The organism is Peribacillus sp. P4_D6 (assembly GCF_056401795.1).
On record NZ_JBFUIQ010000011.1, the window covers coordinates 1 to 22,298 of the forward strand.

General features: G+C 35.5%; 20 protein-coding genes and 1 riboswitch. Of the genes, 2 read left to right on the forward strand and 18 right to left on the reverse strand.

Annotated elements, in window-relative coordinates; translation table 11 throughout:
• Positions 1-663: 663 nt before the first annotated feature.
• The 5 genes from AC1DVB_RS06035 to AC1DVB_RS06055 form a co-directional block, all read right to left on the reverse strand.
• Positions 664-1,293 (reverse strand): hypothetical protein, encoded by a 630-nt coding sequence (locus AC1DVB_RS06035; RefSeq protein ID WP_477588537.1) that lies wholly within the window; start codon positions 1,291-1,293, stop codon positions 664-666.
• 175 nt (positions 1,294-1,468) lie between these two features.
• Complete coding sequence (locus AC1DVB_RS06040) at positions 1,469-1,672, reverse strand: hypothetical protein (RefSeq protein ID WP_230135788.1); 204 nt, start codon at positions 1,670-1,672, stop codon at positions 1,469-1,471.
• A gap of 218 nt (positions 1,673-1,890) precedes the next feature.
• Complete coding sequence (locus AC1DVB_RS06045) at positions 1,891-2,583, reverse strand: ABC transporter ATP-binding protein (RefSeq protein WP_477588539.1); 693 nt, start codon at positions 2,581-2,583, stop codon at positions 1,891-1,893.
• Entirely contained in the window at positions 2,580-2,957 is a 378-nt protein-coding gene (locus AC1DVB_RS06050) for a GntR family transcriptional regulator (protein ID WP_034311366.1), read from the reverse strand. The genes AC1DVB_RS06045 and AC1DVB_RS06050 overlap by 4 nt, the downstream gene beginning before the upstream one ends.
• A 3-nt stretch (positions 2,958-2,960) precedes the next feature.
• Positions 2,961-3,752 carry a hypothetical protein gene (locus AC1DVB_RS06055; RefSeq protein WP_095678527.1) on the reverse strand — a complete coding sequence of 264 codons (792 nt, stop codon included), beginning with the start codon at positions 3,750-3,752 and terminating at the stop codon, positions 2,961-2,963.
• Between the two features lie 155 nt (positions 3,753-3,907).
• On the opposite strand from AC1DVB_RS06055, the gene tagU reads away from it, so the two are divergent.
• Positions 3,908-4,837, forward strand: a complete 930-nt coding sequence (gene tagU / locus AC1DVB_RS06060) for a polyisoprenyl-teichoic acid--peptidoglycan teichoic acid transferase TagU (RefSeq protein ID WP_034308672.1) — start codon at positions 3,908-3,910, stop codon at positions 4,835-4,837.
• Between the two features lie 463 nt (positions 4,838-5,300).
• Here the strand turns inward: tagU and AC1DVB_RS06065 are convergent, their stop codons facing one another.
• From AC1DVB_RS06065 to AC1DVB_RS06085, 5 genes are all read right to left on the reverse strand, one after another.
• Positions 5,301-5,759: a hypothetical protein gene (locus AC1DVB_RS06065; RefSeq protein WP_477588542.1), complete on the reverse strand. Its 459-nt coding sequence runs from the start codon at positions 5,757-5,759 to the stop codon at positions 5,301-5,303.
• 190 nt (positions 5,760-5,949) lie between these two features.
• Positions 5,950-6,081, reverse strand: coding sequence for a YwzD family small protein (locus AC1DVB_RS06070; RefSeq protein ID WP_318253712.1), 132 nt, complete (start codon positions 6,079-6,081; stop codon positions 5,950-5,952).
• Positions 6,082-6,352: 271 nt separating this feature from the next.
• Positions 6,353-6,490 (reverse strand): hypothetical protein, encoded by a 138-nt coding sequence (locus tag AC1DVB_RS06075; protein WP_477588544.1) that lies wholly within the window; start codon positions 6,488-6,490, stop codon positions 6,353-6,355.
• A 492-nt stretch (positions 6,491-6,982) separates the two neighbouring features.
• The gene (locus tag AC1DVB_RS06080) at positions 6,983-7,108 is read right to left on the reverse strand and encodes an anti-repressor SinI family protein (RefSeq protein WP_328119375.1); all 126 of its coding nucleotides are present in this window, start codon (positions 7,106-7,108) and stop codon (positions 6,983-6,985) included.
• An 18-nt stretch (positions 7,109-7,126) separates the two neighbouring features.
• Positions 7,127-7,210: riboswitch (cyclic di-GMP riboswitch) on the reverse strand.
• 436 nt (positions 7,211-7,646) lie between these two features.
• Positions 7,647-7,784 (reverse strand): hypothetical protein, encoded by a 138-nt coding sequence (locus tag AC1DVB_RS06085; protein WP_170946874.1) that lies wholly within the window; start codon positions 7,782-7,784, stop codon positions 7,647-7,649.
• 403 nt (positions 7,785-8,187) lie between these two features.
• Here AC1DVB_RS06085 and purF point away from each other — a divergent pair, with 403 nt between their 5' ends.
• A complete protein-coding gene (gene purF / locus AC1DVB_RS06090; protein ID WP_477588547.1) occupies positions 8,188-9,558 on the forward strand; it encodes an amidophosphoribosyltransferase in 1,371 nt (456 codons plus the stop codon).
• A 1,208-nt stretch (positions 9,559-10,766) separates the two neighbouring features.
• Here the strand turns inward: purF and AC1DVB_RS06095 are convergent.
• The 8 genes from AC1DVB_RS06095 to AC1DVB_RS06130 form a co-directional block, all read right to left on the reverse strand.
• On the reverse strand, positions 10,767-12,566 hold the full coding sequence (locus tag AC1DVB_RS06095; RefSeq protein ID WP_477588549.1) for an ABC transporter ATP-binding protein: 1,800 nt from the start codon (positions 12,564-12,566) through the stop codon (positions 10,767-10,769).
• A 265-nt stretch (positions 12,567-12,831) separates the two neighbouring features.
• Positions 12,832-13,314, reverse strand: a complete 483-nt coding sequence (locus AC1DVB_RS06100) for a lasso peptide biosynthesis B2 protein (protein WP_477588551.1) — start codon at positions 13,312-13,314, stop codon at positions 12,832-12,834.
• Positions 13,315-13,345: 31 nt separating this feature from the next.
• The gene (locus AC1DVB_RS06105) at positions 13,346-13,651 is read right to left on the reverse strand and encodes a lasso peptide biosynthesis PqqD family chaperone (protein WP_403083520.1); all 306 of its coding nucleotides are present in this window, start codon (positions 13,649-13,651) and stop codon (positions 13,346-13,348) included.
• Positions 13,645-14,583 carry an aldolase gene (locus tag AC1DVB_RS06110; RefSeq protein ID WP_477588553.1) on the reverse strand — a complete coding sequence of 313 codons (939 nt, stop codon included), beginning with the start codon at positions 14,581-14,583 and terminating at the stop codon, positions 13,645-13,647. The genes AC1DVB_RS06105 and AC1DVB_RS06110 overlap by 7 nt, the downstream gene beginning before the upstream one ends.
• Before the next feature lie 98 nt (positions 14,584-14,681).
• A complete protein-coding gene (locus tag AC1DVB_RS06115) occupies positions 14,682-14,807 on the reverse strand; it encodes a paeninodin family lasso peptide (protein ID WP_477588555.1) in 126 nt (41 codons plus the stop codon).
• Between the two features lie 78 nt (positions 14,808-14,885).
• Complete coding sequence (locus tag AC1DVB_RS06120; RefSeq protein ID WP_477588557.1) at positions 14,886-16,823, reverse strand: asparagine synthase-related protein; 1,938 nt, start codon at positions 16,821-16,823, stop codon at positions 14,886-14,888.
• Between the two features lie 1,842 nt (positions 16,824-18,665).
• Positions 18,666-19,829, reverse strand: a complete 1,164-nt coding sequence (locus AC1DVB_RS06125) for a nucleotidyltransferase domain-containing protein (RefSeq protein ID WP_477588559.1) — start codon at positions 19,827-19,829, stop codon at positions 18,666-18,668.
• Between the two features lie 221 nt (positions 19,830-20,050).
• On the reverse strand, positions 20,051-21,784 hold the full coding sequence (locus tag AC1DVB_RS06130; RefSeq protein WP_477588561.1) for a glycosyl hydrolase family 28-related protein: 1,734 nt from the start codon (positions 21,782-21,784) through the stop codon (positions 20,051-20,053).
• Between the last annotated feature and the right edge of the window lie 514 nt (positions 21,785-22,298).

Genomic DNA, 22,298 nt, shown 5'->3' on the forward strand with positions numbered 1-22,298 from the left:
GCGGGGCGGGCGGTGAGCGCGGGGCGGGCGGTGAGCCTCCTCGGCGTAAACGCCTGTGGGGTCTCACCTGTCCCGCTGCTCCCGCAGGAGTCTCGCACTTCCGCTCCAATCAACCTTAAATAGTTTCGTTAAAAACAACAAYCTTTACGAAAAGAGCCTATTGAAAACTTTCAACATGCCTCATGTTGACAAAACTGCCTCCCCATTGTTCATTCATCATCTCATGATGCCATCTTTCACCGCACTGACCATCCCACTAATCTAACGGACGCAAACTAAATTGAGCACGGACCAGTTTTTTGGTTTGTAAACAGAAAAGTGTACAGCCACATTCCATTTAAACTTATTTCTATTAAAATCCCAACTGCATGGATTTTCCAAAGAGTTCCAGTTCAATATATTGACCATTATCCCGCAATAAACCACCAGTAAACCATTGTGTTTTAATCATCCATAGGCAATATGTACAATTGTCAGCCAAACACTCCGGCTAGGTCCTTTCTTAAGAAACCGCTTAAGCTAAATTCCCTCTGAATTGCCTTACTTGGCCAATTTTTCTCGTTCTAGTAATTGGATTACAATCCTAGCGTCAATTACGAGTCTAGCGGCATGTCCTTTTACAAAAGAAGGCACAACAACTCTTTGGTTGCTGTACCTGTATGGTCAATCTTCGTCTTTATAGATACCCTTCGATGCTTTAATCATATTATCCAGCCACATTTTCTTAAAAACATTCACACGACGAGGAGTGCCATTTTCCTCACCCTCGGCTGAATTTTCAGTTTCTTCTTCTTCTTCTTCTTCTTCTTCGGGCTCGGCGAGGATTTCATTTGAATTGCCTTCATCTGATGAACTTTCCGTTGAGCTGCTTTCATCTGATGAACTCTCCGTTGAGCTGCTTTCATCTGATGAACTCTCCGTTGAGCTGCTTTCATCTGATGAACTCTCCGTTGAGTCGCTTTCATCTGATGAACTTTCCGTTGAATCACTTTCGTACGATGAGCCTTCCGTTGAATCACCCTCATAAGAGGAGCCTTCCGTTGAATCACCCTCGTACGAGGAGCTTTCCGTTGAATCACTTTCGTACGAGGAACTTTCCGTTGAATCACCCTCGTACGAGGAGCTTTCCGTTGAATCACTTTCGTACGAGGAGCTTTCCGTTGAATCACTTTCGTACGAGGAGCTTTCCGTTGAATCACTTTCGTACGAGGAGCTTTCCGTTGAATCACTTTCGTACGAGGAGCTTTCCGTTGAATCACTTTCGTACGAGGAACTTTCCGTTGTATATTCCATTTATTCTTTAACCTCCAAAATTTATTTATCCTCTAGGGATATCCGTACTGCATATATATGTTCCTACTTTCTAATAGGGACTTTGCTTATCACCCATTTTTAAGTAAATCTCCGTTCTAATTTAACTAATTGTTAAATCTGATTAGCTTTCAGTTGAACTACTTTCATCATCTGATTAGCTTTCCGTTGAATCACTCTCGTACGATGAGCTTTCCGTTGAATCGCTCTCGTACGATGAGCTTTCCGTTGTATCACTTTCGTATGATGAACTTTCCGTTGAATCGCTCTCGTACGATGAACTTTCCGTTGAATCACTTTCGTATGATGAACTTTCCGCCGAATTACTTTCGTATGATGAACTTTCCGTTAAAAATTCCATTTGTGCTTAGCCTCCAAGACTTATTTATTCTTTAAGGATATCCGTATTGCATATATATGCGCCTTCTTTCTTGGAGGGACTTTGCTTATCACCCATTTTGAAGGAACACTCTCCATCCATTTTGACTGGTCCAATTCATTAGATTCATAGTTTTCTCATTCCAAACAAAAAAAGTAACCTCGGACTCTTTTCCGAAGCTACTTTATTATTCCTTCATATTAGCTATGATGTCCCTTTAGCCAACCGATCACTGATTTCCCACTAGATTCTCGAAGACCCTCGACACTTTCCCTAGAGATGATCTCGCCATCCTTAATCAGAATGACTTCATCAAGGATTTTATCGATTTCCTCGATTTCATGAGTCGCCATGATAACCATTTGCCTTTCAAAATCGATATAAGACAGCAAGCTCCGTACGATCGAATCCCGGACCATAACGTCCAACCCTGAGAATGGTTCATCCAATAAAACGACAGGTGCCTCCCGAGACAAAGCCAGCACTAATTTAAGCCTTCCGCGATTACCTTTCGACATCGTACGGACCTTCTTCCGTACATCCAATTTCATGAATGCCAGCATTTCAATTGCCTTATCCCGATTAAAATCAGCAAACTGCGAGGCATGAAAATCAATATACTGACCTGCCGTAAAATGAGAATAAAAAAAATCAAGCTCTGTCAGATAAGAAACATGTKAAGCCGACCTCCTGCTTACCGGCACCCCATCGACCGTAACCTCTCCTTGATCCGGTTTGACGAGACCGGCAATCAGTTTGAGCAATGTTGACTTACCGCTTCCATTGGTCCCTAACACCCCATAAATCTTCCCCACTTCAAACGTGAGTGTTACACCATCGAGGGCAGCAATGCTGCCATACTTTTTAGATACATCATACAGCTCAACCGTCATTCCGCATCCCCCTGCTTCTTCAGAAATTGCTGTACCGCTGTAAGCATTTCTTCTTTCGACAAGCCGATTTCTTTCATGTTCTCAACGAAAGTCTCAATAACTTCCGTTTGAATCCTAGTACGCAATGAAGCAATCAGCGCAGGATCACTTTTAACGAATGTACCCTGCCCCCTTCTCGTCTCCACGATTCCATCCCTCTCAATCTCGGTATAAGTGCGTTGGATTGTATTCGGATTGACGCCCATCTGGACAGCCATTTCGCGAACCGATGGCAGCCTATTCCCACTCTTTATCTCACCGCGTAATATTGAATAACAAATTCGATCTGCAACCTGTAAATAAATCGGCTTTGATGCATGGAATTCCTCAGACATCATTTACACCTCAATCTTTCGGTCCAAGAGCCAACATGAAGCTAGGAACAATATCAGTAATCCAATAACATCCAATCCGCTTGTCAAAAGCGAAATATTCCCTCCGCCTTCCAAATAAAACTCCAAATTGGTTTTAGATAAGCTAAACGATGACGAACCGCTAAATGCCGGTACAGCCCATATTTCATCCAGTTTCTGATATACCTTTGTATTCCCAACCCAATTTTTCAACAAAATCATTCCTATAAACAAAAAAAACACAAACAGCCAACGAATGTTTTTAATAAGTTGGATCCTTGCGAGTGCATGATACACTACCCATAAAAACATCATAAGCACTGCAATGACAATACTGACCGCCGTCATAACCCCGCCTATCTGTAACAAGCCACCTAATTCCGTTATATTTTCCACCTGAAAGTCTTGCTGAAAATAACTAGTCGGAACCTTAAAAGCCACTAAAACTAAACAGCCGGCAAATAAAATGGAAACCACTTGAAACAGCACACTTGACAATAATTTACTTCCAAGCAACATCGCTGCAGACTGGGGATTGTAAATCCACAATTGCGTCTTCCCATCATAATTCAAACATCCAAAAATCAAAGAGAACATAATAAATGGCTGCAAGATCATGATTACCCATGTAGACATATAAAAAATACCTGCAACTTCCCAATACCTGGATACTAAAAAAGAAATAAACACAAATCCAACTTGCGCAACCAACAACCACAAAAGTGTGGATTTCCCAATCAACCACTCCTTTAGCACTAAACCCTTAAATGAATTCAATTTTTCCAACCCCTTAAAAATTGTTCTAGTTACATAGTACACAGTTACACTAAAATATGTCAAAGGTATTATAAAATAGCAAAATATACTATTCTTTTACTATGAAATTAAATATAATAGATGAAGTGGTTACAAAAAGAGGAAGGAAGTAAACTATGAGACATGAAAAAAAGAAGAAAAAGAAACGGACATGGCTGAAGGTAGTCGGGATAATTGTCCTACTTTTTATACTAGCCGGGGGAGCCTTTGCCTACTCCGTATGGAATTCACTGACTAAAACCGTTGACACGATGCATACACCAATAGACCGTACCACGGATAAACGAACGAAAGACCTTGCACTATCAGATCAGGAGCCATTCTCGATGCTCATGCTCGGTGTCGATGAACGTGATGGCGACAAAGGCCGTTCAGATACTATGATCGTCTTGACAGTCAATCCACAAAAGAAATCAGTCAAAATGCTAAGCATTCCGCGTGATACACGGACCGAGATCGTCGGTCATGGGACACAGGATAAAATCAACCATGCATTTGCCTTCGGGGGCGCGAAAATGTCCATGGATACTGTAGAAAACTTCCTGGATATCCCAATCGACTATTATATGAAGATCAATATGGAAGGCTTTAAGGATATCGTTGACGCAGTCGGCGGCGTGACCGTTCAAAACGATTTGGACTTCACATCCGATGGCATTCATTTTGCAAAAGGTACGCATACCCTTAACGGGAAAGAAGCCCTTGCCTATTCAAGAATGAGACATGATGATCCGAGTGGTGATTTCGGCCGTCAATCCAGACAACGTGCCATCATCGAAGCAGTCATCAAGGAAGGCGCTAGCCTTTCCTCCCTGACGAAATACGATGAAGTCTTCGCGGCACTTGGTAATAATATCCAGACGAATTTGACGTTTGATGACATGATGGACATCCAAAAGAACTACAGAGATGCAAGCAAAAGCATTACCCAATCGTCCATAAATGGAAACGGAACGAAAATCGACGGCATCTACTATTATATTGTGTCAGATGAAGAAAAAGAAAAGGTTCAATCCGAATTAAAAGAACAATTATCCATAAAATAAGAAAAAATGAAAGAGCTGTCCGGACCCGCATCCTGACAGCTTTTTCATTTTCCCCGTCCAATATTCTGACAAAAAACGAACACCAAATGTAGAGATTTGTTGGAATTTTTGTTGTTTATTAGGCATGAAAAGACGGTATAATCTAATATGAGCTGACAATTCCATCTTCCCCTTGCCCCTTTCATCACTAGACACTATTATTCTTTGGACCCGGAATTCCATCAACCATCATTCATCAACTATAATAAATAATCCTAAACAAAAGGAGTGGATTTAAATGAAAATCAAAGCAGGCAGCTGGGCTATGCTAAGCAAACAGGACAAAATGTTTATTCTGAAAGCCATCAGTGACCGTTCAAGAATGAAATATGTTTCATGAGAAGTAGATCTTTTCGGCATTACATGAGAGCAGCGCCTCTCCCTTTTCAATAAAACGAACTTGAGCCTGAAAAAGGAGAGGAATCTATTCAAATTGATAATCCCATAACAAACGCCATTCGCCTTTTTCTTTGACGACATAACAATTTTGTTCCAAAGTAAACACCCCAAAGCGAGAATTGAAGACCTGTGTAACCGGAATTTCATAGGCCGTTTTATGCTGCCTTCCATCCTTATTCAGCCTCCAGTTCTTCACTTTCTTTGGACGGCCTACATCATACTGAAAGGTTTCCACATCCATATGCTGTAAAAATACATGTGACCGATTTTGCACATAATCCGCCCGATTCGGAAACCGCTGCTTCATTTCAGAACTTAATAATTCCCAGGACTTCCCGAACTCCGCTTTACTTTCATACTCATAGAAATCTTCAACCACGCTTTTTGATCCGCTGGGAAAAAGAAAAATGATACAGGCTCCTACAGCTAAAACCACGAGAATAGCCGTCAATACTCCTATTGGAATCTTATTGATTCTCCTCACCCTCACAGATTATCATTCATTTATATATATATGGGAAAACTATAAAAAAGAAGCATGTTGTAGACATGCTCCTAAAGTATATGTATCGGAAATGATTTTTTAAATTCATTTGGAGCCTTCACCATCGATACAAGAAAAGAAATGACAATCGCCCATTTAACGAGCAAAAAAAGGGCGAAGTTTCCAAGGATCATATGCTATCAGGTTGTTCAATGATCCCGCTTAATTTCTCCTTAATCTCTTCCACAAGTTCATTTACAGTAACATCTTGTCCAGACTCACCCTTGGCAAAAGTGTCTTTTAAAACATCAAAAAAATCCATTAGAAATTTCCACTCCAATATATAATTGAGCCACGATTCCATACTGTAGTCCTAATCCCTTTTTCAAAAATAAGGACTATAGCTCATTTATTTGATAATCACATATATAGTAGGAATTGGCAAGCGGAAACTCGTTTATCATTAGATAATTCACAGAAAATTAACAATTACTAAACATTAGTAGAAAGGATTACTAGTAAAACTAAATGATTTAAGTGATTTAAAGGAAAACAAAAAAGGACCAATTCCTTAGCCCCTTCGATACCCAATATTATGATTTTCCCATAAAATAAGTCATTAATGAAATCAAAATTAATGTAATGGTAATATAAGTCCAAATAAAAATTTTCTTGCTTCTTTGTTTCTTTTCATAAACTTCCTCGAACGTATTGAATTTGTTTTTTGTCATCAAATAGTCTCCTTATATTTTGATGGCAGCTATCTGACAGCCACTTTTGCGAAGTCCCTTTGCTTAATCTCTATAATCTAGTATCGGCACATAACCAAAAATCCTTAAGTATAATTAACTATTTTTTATAGGCTATATTTCTTATAATTATAGCAAACTAAGACTAAAGCATTATGTATACTAACTAGTTTCTATGATTATCCTGTTAAATCCTGCCTAGGTATCATTTTAATATTTATATTTATTAAGCGCTTACTTTATAAAATTCATGATTATTTTTATCCAACCGCAAAATGCCAACCATAAAGGAACACTGAATAAAATTCCCCACATTAATCCCTTCAAAAAGGCAATAGGTACATCCATAATAAAAATTCCCCTCAATTAGATTGCGTTTTTATTATTATCGCCATGTTCTTTATTCTGGATACCTTTTACGTTAATGAAAACAAAAAAAGAAGACTGATTAACAGCCTTCCCTAAGTATTTTTATTATCCCCTGATGTCTGCTTTGTTCTTTCCTTTTAAGAACTCTCGCACTTCTTCAATAGATAATCCTAGATTTTTTGCCTCTAAAATTAGATAAATCCATTCTTCCCGTTCATTGTTAACTTCCATGATAAATCCCACCCAACTTGTGGTAACACAGCCATCTTAGCATGTAGCCTTAGACCTGTAATTTTGCGCCCCTACTTTTCAATAGGTTTGCCTTTCTCAAGAATATTTCACATTAATTATTAACCAAGATTAATAAATCTCTTGAATCCCTGTTTCCATGGTGCTAATTAAAACTATATTAATGTTAATTATACTTAAAAACGTAATAATAGCTCTTAATACTATTCGTTTTTTTATGTCATTTTTCAACATCTTTCATCAAAAAATGACATCACAACCGGAAAACACTGGTATAATGCGCTTTCTTTACAACTCTTTTATTAATAATAGAATTATAATAGCATAAACAAGCTCAAATTTACTATTCTAAAAAAATTTTTTTCGAAATAAGCGGACTAAGTGATTCATTTTTAATTTATTTTTCCCACAAAAAAAGCCAGCATTACAAACCATAATTGGCAGTAACCTGACTGTTCGTGCATTTCCTTCTTAACACAAAATAAGGACTGATTTCTCAACCCTATTTGATAAACTCCCGTTATAATTTACCAAGAAAAAAAGTCAATAATGAAATCAAAATTAAAATAATGGTAATATAAGACCCAATAAAAATTTTCTTACTTCTTTCTTTCTTTTCATTAGCTTCCTCGAACGTAATAAATTTGTACTTTGTCACCAAATATTCTCCTTATATTTTGATGGCAGCTATCTGACAGCGCTTTCTGCGAAGTCCCTTTGCTTGTTCTTCATATTATATTATCGGCCAATCAGCAAAACTAATAACTGTACTATCCACTATTTTTATACTGAGGTAGATTTTATAAATTCATATCTGTTCTTTACTATATAGTTTACTATAAATCATACAAAATACATTCATTCAAAATATTCCATTGTACCCAAAAGTCTTTTATACAAGATAATAATGCTAAGCAATTATCCCTACCTGTTCCAAAGAACTGTTTTATGGCTGCAATTAGTTTAATCCATATCGATTTACCGATTAGTAAATAAAACAGGATAGAAATTCACCATTTGCCAAAAATAACAAAAAGGATATCAACGGGAGGAAGAGAAAAATGGAGTCAGAAATGCAGGAGAAATGCGGGGTATTTGGAGTGTTTAATCACCCCAAGGCAGCCGAATTAACTTATTACGGACTTCATGCACTTCAACACCGTGGTCAAGAGAGTGCAGGAATTGTGGCTAGTGATGGGAAATCATTCAGGACTCACAGGGGAATGGGATTAGTTACCCAAGTATTTTCACGGGACATCCTTGATGGATTAAGCGGAAATATGGCCATTGGTCATGTACGATATTCCACTTCTGGTGAAAGTTTACTGCAGAACGCACAACCCCTCGTTTTTAAATATAGCGAGGGGGACTTGGCTGTTGCTCATAATGGCAACCTCGTAAATGCAAGGATAGAACGGGATGTGTTACAACAGCAGGGAAGCATATTTCAAACAACAACCGATACTGAAATTATTGCTCACTTAATAGCTCGTTCAAGTAAAAAGCATTTCGCAGAAAGCGCACCTGATATGCTTAAACGTATCGACGGTTCATTTGCCTTGATTATAATGACTGAAAAACAAATGCTAATTGCCCTGGATCGTCATGGGTTACGTCCGCTTAGCCTTGGAAAAATTGGTGAATCAATCATCGCCTCCTCAGAAACATGCGCTTTAAATGCGGTTGATGCTAAGTTCTGGCGGGAAGTTGAACCGGGTGAATGGCTTCTTATAGATGAAAATGGAATTCAAACTGGAAGATTTGCGGAAAAAGGTAAGGTTTCCCTTTGTTCCTTTGAATTTGTCTATTTTGCCCGTCCGGATAGCGTTATTCAAGGGAGAAGTGTCTTAACAATCCGGAAGGAATTAGGTAAAATTCTGTCAAAAGAACATCCGACACAAGCTGATGTTGTCGTTGCCGTTCCCGAATCAAGCGTCCCTGCCGCCATTGGTTTTTCCCAACAATCAGGAATTCCATATGAAATGGGGATTATTAAAAACCCTTATGCCGGTCGTTCATTTATTGAGCCCACGCAAGAATTGCGCGACTTAGCTGTTCGACTGAAATTGAGCGCTGTGCAAGAAATTTTGGAAGGAAAAAGGGTGGTATTAGTCGATGATTCGATTGTTAGGGGAACGACAAGCAAGCGCATTGTCGAATTGATTAGGCAAGCAGGTGCCAAGGAAGTCCATGTAAGAATTAGTTCACCTATGGTTAGAAACCCTTGTTTTTATGGAGTGGATATGCCAACTAAGGAAGAACTATTTGCCAACAAACACGAACACGAACGAGCTATGGGAAAGGTTATCGGGGCAGATTCATTAGCCTTTTTAAGCACCGATGGGTTATTAGAGGCAGTAGATGTCGATCTTGGAGAAACTAGCAGTCGCTGTATAGCTTGTTTTAGTGGTGCTTACCCAACTAATATTTGAAATGATACAACTTAAGTATGATAAAAATGGCAGGCATCACACAAAAACAACTGTCTTTGTGTGATGCCTGCCATTTTCCTACTTGGATTTTGTCACTATTTCCAATTGCTCGCGCAAGTACAAGACGCTGTCTTTCACCTCCTGACAGTCGAACTCCTCGATCACCAATGGTTGTATCTTTTTATTCCGTGTCTTTAATTTCTTAACTTGTAAAATTCATTATAATTTTACTCGTACCAAAAAATGACAACCACAATGGTAAACTGAATAATGTTCTCCTCAATAGCCCCCTCACAGAATTGTTAGGTTTATTTATAATAAAATATCCCTCATTTAAATGATTTTTTATTATTGTGACCATATTCCAATTAATTCTATTTAAACAAAAGGAATAGAAACAGTTTGTGGTTGATTAGAAAACAGTTCATAAAAAAAGAAGGCTGATTAACAGCCTTCCTCCATGTACACAAATTCTTATATTTTCCATTGATATGATGACTTTTCAAGTTCTGTTCTCTCCTAATGAAGTCATGAACGATAATCCTGAATCTTTTCCCTTTATACATACCATTCTTTTACTCTGTACCTATTACCTCATACAAAATACCTTTCCTTAAATGATCTGAAGTTTGTATTTTTATGACAGGTGAATTCACTGATATTCTTTATACCCATGTGTCCCCGTAGACACTTTTATCATAATGTTACTTCGCTTACACAAATCATGATGAATCATTAAAACCACACATACTAAGGAAACTAAAACTTTTTTATTTAAGGCTCTCAATAAACAAACTAATGACTTTTATTTAACACGCTAGATACACGCTAAAGAGGTTCTACTAACACTTTGGAGGTACATTTAGGTTAATACTCCTTATATCAAAACATATTACTTTAACCTTTTTCGATGTTGGTTAAAAACCTTGATGAAAATACTATTATCATCGGATTTAAAAAACTTAACTCCAACTAATTTTAAGGGTGTCCATATTTCTCTCATTTGGTATAAAGGCATTTTAAAAAAATTCACCCTTTCTTAATTAACCCAGTCAATAGAGCAGCCGTTCTCTATATATGAGTCATTGCTTTAAATAGTTACTCTTTATTTAATTCATATAATAATACCCACTATATGATTGAATAATCCACATAATGTCTACTCAATGTAATAAAGAAAGTCTGGCAAATCGGATTTAATTACTGAATCACATACTCGATTCCATTTGGATGCCTAGTAAATTGCTAAACATCCCTCTTTTTTCACTCGCTAGTTGGTTATATTCCCCGACTTGAATAATTTCTCCCTGATCCATTACCAATACTTGATCCGCATTGCGAATCGTCGATAACCGATGAGCAATGACAATAATGGTCATGGTCCCTTTTAATCTTTCGATGGCGGCTTGTATCTTAGCTTCATTTTCCGTATCTAATGCACTTGTTGCCTCATCCAAGACAAGGATAGCTGGTTTACGTAAAATGGCTCGAGCCAGTACAAGTCGCTGCCTTTCTCCTCCTGACAGTCGCACTCCCCGGTCACCAATGAGTGTATCAAGACCTTGTGGAAGCCTACTGACAAAATCATCAGCTGCAGCGAACCCTAAAGACTCCCAAATGGATTCATCGCTTGCATTCGGGTCAATAATCATCAAATTTTCCCGTATAGTTGCATTAAATAGAAAGGGATCCTGCGGTATATAACTAATCGATTTCCTTAGTGATAATAAGTGATCACTAGTAAGTAAGATATCATCTATCCTGACCTCACCCCGATCAGGTTGATTTAATCCCATTAATAGATCAATTAAAGTACTTTTTCCTGCCCCTGATCGGCCTACTATAGCCGTCATACGGTTAGAAGGTATGTGTACATTTATATTTTTAAGGGCATAGGTACTTTCATGAGGATTATATCTAAAATAAACATGACGACAATCTAGCCCTTTTTTTATTTCGATTGACTTTATATTTTTATAATCCATTTCATATAACTCTCTTGCTTCCCTACATTCATTTTGTAAATCTAACAATGCTTTAAAAGATGGAAGAGTAGATCCTAATTGTTCTAAATTAGATTGGATACTTGTAAACCTTGGCCATAACCTTGAAAAAATAACCATGATCAGCATTAATTGTGCTGGTTGGGCCGAGAACATTTTTATTGAAAAAAAGACAAAAATTGCAATTAAGACTGAAGATACAATTTTGAAGATCATTTGGGACGTCGTATTTAAAGTTGTTAACTTGATTCTGTTTTTTTCCATTTTTTCAGTTAAGGAATGAAACCAACTCAAATGAGAATCTTCTAATGAATTACTTTTGATATCCTTCATTCCATTAAGGTGATCCGTAATACCCGCTAAATATGTTTGTGTTAGTTGAAAAGTTTCTTTTCCTAAAGACTGAGACTTTTTGATGAATTTCCTGGAGAAGAAGATTAGGATCAATCCAAAAACTATGATAAAACTAGTCATTGTAACAGATAAATAAAGAGCTATACAGATTTGAATGAAAGTAAAAATAAGAGAAGATAAAAACTGTAAGAATAAATTAATACCCGCACTAACATTGAACGTTTCATTTGTCATGATGTTGATGATATCCGTTTTCCTCTTTTTCAGGTAAAATCCCCAATTTGATTGCAGCAAACTTCCATAGGCTTCATCTCTTAAATGTCTAATAAAACCTTGTTGGATTTTCACTCCTAAGATTGTTTGATTCCGCTTAAAGATGCTTTGTCCTACCATTAAAATTACGTAAACTCCCAGTATTAATATAAGACTAATCGTTTCAGGAATTCCAATGAATAATTCATTAACCCAACTTAAAAAAGGAACTTCCTCTGTACTAATATCTAAAATACCGGTCAATCCAATCAACGGGATTAATAAGAAAATTCCTACACCCTCTAAAAAACCTATTAAAATCATACAAATAAGATTAATGTATAGAATTTTCCCCGAATAATCATGTATCTGCTTGGTAAAATGCAAGAGATGCTTCAAAACCATATCCTCCTATCACAGAGCTTGCTTCTTAGTTATCCCGAATGTCTACAGAGCTTTTTGCAATATTGCTGAATTACGACATTTGAAGGAAAGATATTGGGGCACATTGTAGGTTTTTAAGAATTCTACCTAAATGGATATAATATAATACAAATGGGGTTGGTGATTCGTAGAAAAAGGTAATATACTCGCTATGATAAACAACCATTTCCGGAGGAGATCGTGTTAAACGTTCCCCCTGTTATAATAGGTATCGTGAGCTTTATCTAGATTCTTGTTCTTCCAGCTTTCCAACACCGTTCTCTTTAGCGAACTTAGAAACGACCGTGAACCTTTCCATCACTTCAGCACCGGTTATATAAAAAGGACCGCTGCGTAGCCAAGCATGTGCAATGAGTTCTCCATTATCATCTTTAGCTGTACCTAAATAAAGAGTACTATCAATATTTCTTTTCTCTAACATCTTCATTCCAGCCATTGCTTTTACAAGGCATTGGCTTTCCCAAAAAGTATAGCGACTCATAATATAAATAGCTCGCGATATGTTGGCTAAAACCTCTTTATCCGATGAATTAGAGGTGTATGAGGTCTCTTTCATTTGTTCACCTAGTGAAGGAGCAACTTTTGAAAATGGAATGCTCTTAAGATAACGGGCTCTACCTAAATGTAAAAAGGCCTCAATAAGCAGTAGCTTGGTTTTAAAGTTCAATCGAAGAAAATTGCGAGCTTTCTTTGTGATATTCATTGTTTCCTCCTAGAGCTAGTCATTCATGATACTAGGAATTGATTCTATCTTCTATTTTAACTAGGCCTTGCTCTAACAATTGATTTATAAAGTCCGTGACTTGTTCCTCACACTCAGTTTGTTCTACATCATATTGAGACTGTAATGTTGTAACTAACTCTTGAATCGTAACGGGCTCCTTCACTAGATCCCATATCTCTCCACCCAATTTACCTAAGTTATAATACTTTCCTTTTTGAACACTTAACATCACTTTTTCTCCATCCATATCACTAACAATGTTACCCTCTCTTTGTACAATTGCTTTTTCTAACGTAATTTGTTGTGTTTTCAAAATAAAGAATCCTCCTCGTTTATATTTTCTAATATTTGAGATACAAGATTATTGACTGTAAATCCTATGTTAGGCCGATGCAATTGATACATATGGATACTATTTAAAATATTTACCGACTCCATAAAATGCCACTCCATTAAGCCTAATCGTGGGACTAAAAAATTACGGTATGTATGAGAGAATAAAGTTTGGAAACGTTCTAGTTGATTTATTTTTTGTAGTGTAACTTCTCCATGATCTGTTTTTACTAATTCGAATACAGCGCTTAATGGTAAAGGTTCATTTGAAAAACTAGACGCAACTGGTACAGAAAATTTTGTTTCCCTTTCAAATAAAGGCTGGTAATCTTTCTTTTCTATTCCAAAAGCTTGTAAACTTTCTTCCCATAGTTTTTGTTGTGGATATGAGGGAGTTATAAAGGGTTTATTGTCTTTTGATAGAGAAACAGGGATAACATCATCACTTAAAAGTTGAAATCCTTCTTTTAAAAAGGCAGCAGCAAGTGTTGATTTCCCCGCCCCTGAATCACCAATAAAAGCATATGCCTTCCCATTTATTTCTATTGCACTTCCATGCAAAGGTAATACTTTTTTCTGAAGTAAGATAATCCCCATACATGTTCCAAGAATATATAGTCGAATATGATCCTCATCAGAATTTGATATAGGGGAAACGGTAATTTTCTTTCCTTCTTGAATCTTGAATATGGCAATGCCGGGAACTTCAAACATAACCATATGATTCTCAACAACATATTTTTGTTTTGGCAAAAGAACTTGCTTCTCCCAAAGCTCTGATAAATCCCCGTATTCAATTTCCACATCGGTCATGTCCTTGGAAATTCCTAGTCTGGTTACCTCTGGAAGGGGTACTTCACTAAAAAGGTTCAATCCGAAAGCTCTATAACCTAAATTTTGTACAATCTCTACCATCTCTTTCACTCCAAATACTAGAAAAATTAATCAAAGCCCTTATACCTTAAAAATTGTATAAGAGCAGTTATTACTGGGGAAAACAATCAAATCTTTAATTAACTATGGTGAACCATTTCATCTGGATCATTCTGCACATCATCAGGGATGGTAAAACCAGGACCTCCCATAGTCATGTTAATGTTAAGTACTTCTAATTTTGGAGTTTGCCATTCTTTTTTCATTTTTGTCACCTCCCCTCAATGAGGTTATTTAATAGGCTCTGTTAAACTATATGGTTGATTCTATTTTTTCAACCCTCATCATAAACATAGCCTTTTAAGAAAACGATAAACAATTAAACCTCTCATTAAAATTCTAAATTCAGAATCAAAGGCAACATTAGGCTGGGGTTCTGTGCGAAACTTGTTAAGTGCCTTCTTAATTGCTCCCATATTCAAAAAATTAGCTATATTCGGATCCTGACTAAGCTGTTCCACTTCACCAATAAATTCCTTCCAGTTTGGGAGCATTCTAGCAATGGTATCTGCCCCCTGAACTCCCCGAGTTTTCTGGTTTAATCTAATGTCATCAGGCAAATACCCTTTTGTGGATCGTCTAATGAGTGATCGATCTAAACCATTCTGCACAAATTGTTCCAAAGGAAGGGATAAACAAAATTGAATAACTCGTAAATCATTCGTAGGGTCATGTCCCTGTAATGAATACAGCAAGGATAATTTAGTTCCACTTGTTCCCTTTATATTCCACATATTCAGATAACCAAAGTGATTTTTCCTAATCTCATTAATTTTTGTAGGATTAACGCCCATTATATTGATTCCTTGTTCCTCTAGTTTAGAAAAAACTTTAGTTCTCCGAGCAAAATCATCATTAATTAATAATGGCGAATCATCTTGATTATTTGCTTTTATATTAGGATGAAAAGGATAAGCCTTTTTTCCGATCACTTTCATTACTCTCGATCTTTTTACTCCCATATTTTTGCTATAAGAATTTACTTCATGATAAAGGCGGATCCATCTCATTTTTCTTAATAAAAAGGCATAGTAATCAAAAGTCGGTCCCCAAGAAATTGTAAAATTCCCCCTTGCACCGTTTAACAATACTCCTATTCCAAGCTTGTTAGCCTCTTCATATATCCCCTTCACCCAGACGGAATTTTCAAAAAACTTATAGGGCATTTCCATTATTTCTAACCAATCATCTAGTACTGATAATGAGCTTTGGCCTTCAAATTTTAAATACTTAGCATTGATATTTCCAACATGATTAACTGTAGATTTAATAAGTGGACTCTCATCTGCTAATCGTTGTTTTGGGGTCCAATCATCAAATTCATCAATAGGGATAGAGCTAAAGGTATATAATTTTTTGTTTTGGTTTCGGAGGGTATTTGCAGCAAAGCTGACAACCGATCCTGAATCCAATCCACCGCTTAAATTGGCTCCCACTTTACGGTGTGTCCGTAATCTCGAAGTAGCTGCTCTTTGAAAAACATCTCTAAAAGCCTCTTCGTATTCGTTATTTGATTTCAAGTGCAATCTCTCACTATCTACCACGGCACAATATCTCGAAAGTATTACTTTATTTTCAATTATTGATATTGTATGAGAGGGAGGTATTTGATCTATATGTTTATAGACTGTTGAAAAAGCATCTACAGTGTCATTCATCCCTGGAATAGCTAAAAACTCCGCTAACCACTGTTCATTCAGTTTTTTTTCGATATATGGTAATTTAAGAAGAGGTTCAATAGTTGTACAAAAAGCAAATTTCTCATGATTTTTGTGATAATAAAGTGTCCTACTCCCTGCGAAATCTCTTGCCCCAAATAACTTTCTTTTCTTCTGATCCCAAATCATGAATGCAAAGTCACCGATTAAACGCTTAGGAGCTTCTTCTCCCCATTTTTGATAACTTAATAGAATAAGTTGACTATCAGTTAGAATGCTTCTATCTATTTTACTAATATGTAGTTCGTCGAATAATTCCTCACGATTATCAATAATAGCGTCCGCTGTGATTGTACACTGCCTTTCAGAATCGTGGTACGGAAGCTTTTCACCTACAGATTCAGGAGTAATCCATTGAGCGTGGCAACCGAGAAAAACCTTTTCTGAATGCCATATTTGGATAGAATCAGCAGGGTACTTCTGTAAAGCCGTCATTAAATAACGACCATACTGGAGATTTACAGGCTCTTCATTAAAATGGTAAATACCGGCTATAGCACTCATGTTTTCCCCCTGATATTAGTTTAATCTAAATTTCTTATTTGCCTTTTCATTATTTTCACTCTAATACCGTTGTAGATTACCATCATATTTGGCTCCATCTAGTTCTCTATTTAATTTAGGTAAATGCTCGTAGGATAGTCCATAACTTCGTTTCATTAAATGGGAAATGATCTATATATGAAAATAAAATTATGAGTTATTATCTAATAGAAACGCTAATTAAAAGTAACAATTGTTTTTTACGGATAATTACACCCATCCACTAATTAATATTTCCTATTTTTTTAATTATTTAATAACATAATATCAATTCAAATAGTTTGCGTCTCATGAATATTAAAACATATTACTTTATCTTCTTTCTCTATGTTGGTTAATAACCTTTATGAAAATACTTCTATTATCTTTACATATAACTTAACCCCAACTAATTTAAAAGGTGTCCATATTTCTCTATTTTTAATGTAAATTCATCCTTTCATCAACCTTAAGACATGACTCTTTACTCTTGCACCTTTTAGTAATTTATATCTCTCTTTAAACTTATTCTAATGTTTAATTGGTCTACCTGAAATTTCAGATATTATTTTAAACGATTATTTTAGTAGTTCAAATATCCCCCTGATAAAGGTCTTAATTCCTATAAAATAAAAATGTTGTGAGTACTATTATACGAACAACTCGTTCTTTATAACGAACTGAATAAGCTAAAATTACCATTTTTCTATACATATGTCAATAGTTTTTATCCCATTTACAAATCAAAAAATTACCTATCTAAGTCTTAATCAATCTTCCTGATTAGTAATAAATAGTGTTTTGAAATTAACCAACCCATACAAGGCCTATTTATATAGCAAGACTTATTTGTTTTTAGAATAGATACGAAACTCTTAAGCTTCCTCATTCTTAGTATTGATATATCTTTAGATACATAATCTTATGTATTGACAGCCTTAAATATCTTTTCAAGAAAAGGAGGGCATACCAAAAATAAACCCTCCCTTTATAATATCAGCACACTCTCAAATGCCTCATCGAATTATTATACATACATTCCTTCAGACTCCCTTTCCAAGAAGCGGGCCCCGCAATGCTCTTTGGGTGGATTTGGACAAGTACGGTGTTCTTAGGTGGCTTTCTTCATTTTCCGATAGGAGTTTATTCTTACCATCATCATTTTGATTTGAAAAGTTCCTACTTCTTCTTATCTTGTTTATAAATGCATCGAATTAATATTTAATCTTGGTTATCACGTTGTTCACTAACAGGGGCAGCCTTGAACCAAGCTACCCACTCCCGCTAATCGGCAAAGATAAGCAATAGCATTGCGTATGGTGCTCACGTATTGTCTTCTAAATAGTTGAAATTTCTCTAATGGTGTTAGTACCATTTTCTATTCATTTCCTGACTTTAGAGTTCCTCCAGTCATTCTTGGATATGTGATCGAAAGCTCGGAAGCAATCTGCACTTTTGGATTTTTCTCTAATTCTTTAAGATGCAACTCCATAAATAAATGCTTAATCGTAATAAACCCTCCACCCACAATTTCATTTAATAATAAACGGGTTTCCTTCACGGAATATGAAAAACTCTGAATATCTTCAATTATTAACTCTGACCTATGTCTTCTCAATTATAATAAGCTATTATTAACCCCCCAATAACATCAGATAATTTTCTTTTGAATTTGAGTCAATATATTGGACACTAAGCTGCATATCTAATTCGATCTTCAAGGGCTCGTGGGGTTTGATAGCCCAAGCTACGTTAAACGCCACTTATCCCCTAATGGTAAACAGTAGAATTCTTATATTTACTTTCAACCATATGTGAGTATTTTCAGGCGGTTTTCTTAGTCTTTCTCCAAGCCCATAAAAAGGGACGTAAGGGAAAATACAGAAAATGAAAACGCTTAGGCAAATTGAGTATTTCTGTATCAGAATAGACCGGATAAAATAAAATCAAAAAGGAAAGAAACTTCTGTAGATTTGACTTTAATGATAATCTATAATGCTTATAGTAATTATTAGACATAATAATATCTAAAGAAGCCATTTCTCTGATAAAGAATATGGAACTTTGTGCCAACTTTTTAGAATGACTTCTTTCTGTTAATAATTTCATCTCTTCATTAATGGGAGAATTTAAAAGTTGCGAAGTTAAAATAAGTGCTTGTCCTGCAATATGATGATATTTGTATTTCTTCAATGACAAGTTAGTTTCCCTTATATATAAACCTTTTCTCACCATTTGATCAATATCTACTAACCACCTAAGGCGAAACCAACCATGACGGGCACCATGAGTAGTAAGATAAAAAAATAAATCCTCTTTACCCAAAAAATTAATAGGATAGCTTGTGAGTGTACTCACCCTTTTTCTTTCCCACAGGTCATTAAAACAAGGTTCTTTAGAAGGGCGGGGTTCTAGTCTCCAATGAATTTCAATTTGGACTCCTTTTTTTGGATGAAAATATGTTACATGGTGATATCTCCATTTCTGCTCGTTCAATAATGTAGGATTTTCCTCCTCTCTTTCATAACCAAAACTAATAAGAAGAGCCTCTGCTTTTTCTAGTTCTGATAATGGTATTATTATGTCTAAATCCTTAGAAGTTCGTAGGGAAATATCATCGTAAAGCTCGGCAGCAATAACCGGGCCTTTTAAAAAAAGAAGACGAATTTTATTTTCTGCAAACAACTTACTTATTATTTCCATTTCCCCAGATAGGTGAAGCATTTTTAATGTATTCCTTCTGTATTCTTTATATAACGTCTGAATAACATGTGGTGGAATTAACTTATTTTCTATTCTATTCAACGTTAAATAAATCAATGGATAAACACGGTGATGAGTAACTAATTGGAGAAAATATTCCCAATCTATATTTATAAAATATTTATTTAATATTATTCTATCATCATTTCTCTTCTTTAATATTTCAAAAATTAATCTTAATTCCTTAGGAATGTGTTTTAAATTAAGACTGAATTTGTAATCCATAGTCTTCTCCTTCAAAATATTTACGTTTTATTTGAAAATTCACTAACAACGGTAAAAGTTATATTTCTGCTAACAAAGGAAAATGTAAAGTTTCACTTATTTTAGTAGACTTATCTTCTCCATCCTACAGAAGACAGGAATCTTCACTACTAAATTAGTTGATTAAACGAATTAAATAGTTCCTGGTGAAAGCACACCAGCGTTTACTATAAAAAATTCATTTATATATATAATAAATGAATAATTGCATATGTATAGGTTACAGAACTTTCATTAGGAAACTTAATTTGAAATTCGTGAATATTTGAAATGCTTTGTCTATCTGCTTTATACTGGAATTTTGGTATAATTTTAGAATGTTTCGCTGTACTCAATTCTTTAATTTCTACAGTATTAGCATTCTGTGTAACAGCTAAAAGTGCTGTTTGCATCTTGCTAGTTGTTGTTGATGCATGAATAGATACAAGAGAACTTGTAGGGCGTGATCCATCAATTGTAAACAATGTTTTCCACACACTACCATTAGCTGTAACTCGGACACGTTCCTTGTAAATTTCTGATGTCTCTATTCTATTTGCTACTAAAGAGTCACTAACATTTATATTTTCAGTAACGTAATTTAGTGATTCTTCAGTTGAAGAAAGGTTTCCTTCTCTATAACTACCACCAATTCTACGGGATGCTGGGTCAACAATTAGGTTTGTTACCCCTGATGCTACAAGTCCATTAAGATGAACTCCCCATCCTAAGGTGTTTTTGGTTGCTACAACACCATTGAGGTTACTGCCTAACTTTGTGCTTAAATATGCTGACTTAGTATAATCACAACTTATAGCGGTTGATGTTTTAGGATTTATCGTAGAACCTTGTAAATTACCACCTTCAATTCGAACTGTATTATAAAAATCATTAAATTCATTTAAGTTTTCATCAACATCGTGATGACACCTGAAAATCTCGCCATACATATTTCCTTCATGACCAAGTGTATTTTTAACTAAATCAAAATGTGCTTGGACACCGTTAGGTACATTTTCAACATACGTCCCATAGAATTCAGCGGAAGCCCCTCTATGGATGTTGACTCCGCCATCATATGTGGTTTCGATTAAACAACTATAAAAATAATTATCTATTGCTTGTTTTATTATTACTCCCCATGGTGCTTCCCTAAAGGTACAGCTCTGAAAAATTTGAGATGTAGTTACGCTAACGTCACTATCTATTAGCAGACACGTTTCTGTGCACCTAGTAATTCCAACGTTCCTAAATGTATTTGTCATTCCATAATTCACATGTAAACCTACTTTAAACCCATATATAGATACATTTTCTAAATTGGTTCTCGCACTACGATCTAAAAAAATACACGTGTCGGCCTTTATCATTCCAAATGTCAGTGTATTGCCTGTTACTCTAATATTTGAAATACTTGAAGAGTATCCGTATGAAAGTTGAGAAGAATTATCTGGTTTTAGAATCAAAAAATGTTTTTTAGTTGATGGTCTAAATAATATCTCACACGAGTTTTCATTCACGCTTTTTGTAGAGGCGTTAGTTTTTTGAGTACCGACTAACGAAATAAATGAGTACATTTCTAAAGTGTCTATTATTAGATATTTACCATCAGGAACAAAAACAGTCTTAACTTTACCTTTTTTGGCTTTTAATAATGCCTTTTTAAAAGCCTCAGTATCATCAGATATACCATCACCCTTTGCTCCAAATTCTTTAACATTTAACCCTCTATCGTTTAAGTTATTCACTGTTTGTGTCAATTTTTTTGTCAAAACTTTTATTTCATCAACTAATGATTTTCCATCCGAACCATTATACACGGATGAATCGTTTTGTCGTAATACCATATTTTCACCCTCTTTTTTTACTGTATAGCCAAACAAGATAGCAAAAATAAAAAGGAAAATATTTCGTAAGAGGTTTCTTCTTTTCATCATTATATCTCTCCAATCCCTTACTTAACAATTGATTAAAGTTGACAATTTTTAATTCTGAATTAATTCTTCATCCTATAATAATATAGTCTATTTACACCCTTAACAAAGAACCTGACTATAATTGGTAGATTCAGAATAGACAAAGGCAATAAACAGATTATACCCCGTGTATTGAAAAATCGTCTTTAACTTGCTGTTTTAATGCCTCAGGCTTCAAATGGAGTTTTACAGAAAGTACGAATAAAAATAATTACTTCTCATTTTGTATGACTTACTAGGGTTCTTATTTATTGAATTAGACACCTTTAATTTAATATAAATTTACCCGTTATAATATGAAATAAGCGGGAAGAAGAATTTGATAAATATGGATTTGGTCTAACCACTATATTTATTCTTAAAGGAATCAATTTGTATTCACACAATACACGTTTTTTCATTTTCTCCAAAAATAGCTATTTCTTCATATACGGAAACATCTAAAAGAGATTTAGAAGATTGAAATATAAATTCT